A 1,769-nucleotide genomic window follows, 5' to 3' on the forward strand; every position below is an offset into this window, starting at 1 on the left:
CGCGCAGACGCTGACAGCCTGCACGAATGCGAAGAATGACGGCGTCGAGATCTTCACGATCCGGCTGGAAGAGCCGAACATGGCGACCGGGACGCTGCTGCAGAGCTGCGCCAGCGGCACCGACCATTTCTTCGACAGCCCGAACCACGACCAGCTGGAATCGATCTTCAAGGAGATCAAGGACAAGCTGGTGACCGTCCGCCTGGCGTCGTAAGGGATAGGAATCATGGCGAAAGGTTGGTTCTTCGTTCTTCGGAACGACAAGGGCACGCAACCCTATCGCGTTGGTATCGAGAACGCGTTGGAAGCACGCCTGGCTGTGTTCAAGAAATGTCGCGACGCAGAAATCGTTTATGCCGAACGGATGGAAGAAACCGGGATTGAGGCCGACACGATCCAAATAGGACACTTCCTGAACAGGCATCGATCCCGTGCCCGTATCTGCTATCGGCAAGAGCCAGCGAACGATTGCTGAGAAATCTGCAACTGTCCGCAGAGAGAGGCAGGGAATAAGGCTCCGTAGAGCCGTATTTCCTCCGTCGCACAAATATCTGTTTCGCGACCCTAAAGGTGAGATTGGATCGCCCAGCCATCTGCGGCCAAGGTCACTCTAACACAGACAAAAAAATGCCCGCCACAGCGTGGGGGGTCTGGCTCTGTGGCGGGCTGGTGCAATCTCAAAACAAGAGTGCTGCGACTTGCGCTTCTAAAAGCTACAATGCCTCGCTTCGCAGGGTCAATGGCCAAATTCGGCTATTATACAGCATCTGGTACCTTGACCAGTGTCAGGGCGCCTTGTCGGCAGCATCATTTTTCTAGCAGCCAGGTTCTGGCAACGAATTATTTATAAATCTTGTCGAAACTAGTCTTACACGCGGTCAACGAGGGGGCCGCAATAGCCGGTCTGATGTGGCACATCCTGATGGGGGATATCAGACCGGCTCTTTTTTGTTTCCGATCGAAAAATAATCTCACTCTTGGTTATACTCACAATGTTGTTCACCGCTACCGAACAGCTTTAAATGCGCACAACCATCGCAAATGTCCTTCCCTCCCATTCAGGTCAGAAGCCAAGAAAATTTGGCTAGAAGTGATGAGTGACAATTGGGTGCTGTGTCGGTATTGCCAAGCTGCACGATACGATCTTTGAATGTGGATATCTTCAATCAACCGTTAGATTTATACCGGTATGGCCATAGCTACCACGAGGTCTTAGAGGCAACTATCCCGAATTGCCCAGTCGCCAATTAGGTTGGGTTTGAACCAGATGATCGAGCGCTGCAGAGAAGAAGAGAGCCATACCGACCATCTCCATGCTTTCTTCGATCGTTGAGACAATCATATACAGTGGCGACCCGAGCAAACCATTATCGGCCAGGTATCCGCCAACAAGTTCCATCCCTAACGCCCCTCCTACATAGATCGCCCCGGACGCGACAAATCGCAACGCCGTCGCAAGCGGAAGAGAGCACAAGAATGGGATGAATACGATTGCGACAGCAAGAGCGAATGCAGCGCCAGGAATGACCCAAGCAAAATACAGAATACCGCTCGTGCCGAGCATGTTCCGGAGCGGTTCGGCGAGGATCTCGTGAAAGCTTGCCGCCTCATCAATCGAAAGACAGACGAAGATGAACGCGAGGGCATTCCTGTATCGACCCAGTGAAAATCTGCTCATGCTACAAAGGAGAGAGTAGCGATGAGTGTGACGATGGACGACAGCATCAAACGTTGGACTGCGAAGCGAAAAACGGCGCTCGTTGTCGAGA

At 52.5% G+C, this 1,769-nt stretch carries 1 protein-coding gene and 2 pseudogenes; 2 read left to right on the forward strand and 1 reads right to left on the reverse strand.

Annotated elements, in window-relative coordinates; all coding sequences use genetic code 11:
* Together CSC94_RS24775 and CSC94_RS23885 are read left to right on the forward strand one after the other, a co-directional pair.
* Nucleotides 1–214: pseudogene (locus CSC94_RS24775) on the forward strand (hypothetical protein); the annotation flags it as partial.
* A 12-nt stretch (nucleotides 215–226) separates the two neighbouring features.
* Nucleotides 227–475, forward strand: a complete 249-nt coding sequence (locus CSC94_RS23885) for a hypothetical protein (RefSeq protein WP_099308852.1) — start codon at nucleotides 227–229, stop codon at nucleotides 473–475.
* Between the two features lie 747 nt (nucleotides 476–1,222).
* Here CSC94_RS23885 and CSC94_RS24780 read toward each other — a convergent pair.
* Nucleotides 1,223–1,769 (reverse strand): annotated as a pseudogene (locus CSC94_RS24780) (hypothetical protein); the annotation flags it as partial.

The organism is Zhengella mangrovi (assembly GCF_002727065.1).
Classification (GTDB): domain Bacteria; phylum Pseudomonadota; class Alphaproteobacteria; order Rhizobiales; family Rhizobiaceae; genus Zhengella; species Zhengella mangrovi.

What these genes read in the sequence shown, in the direction of transcription:
- CSC94_RS23885 (WP_099308852.1), top strand. Translation starts at nt 227, where the DNA reads ATGGCGAAAGGTTGGTTCTTCGTTCTTCGGAACGACAAGGGCACGCAA.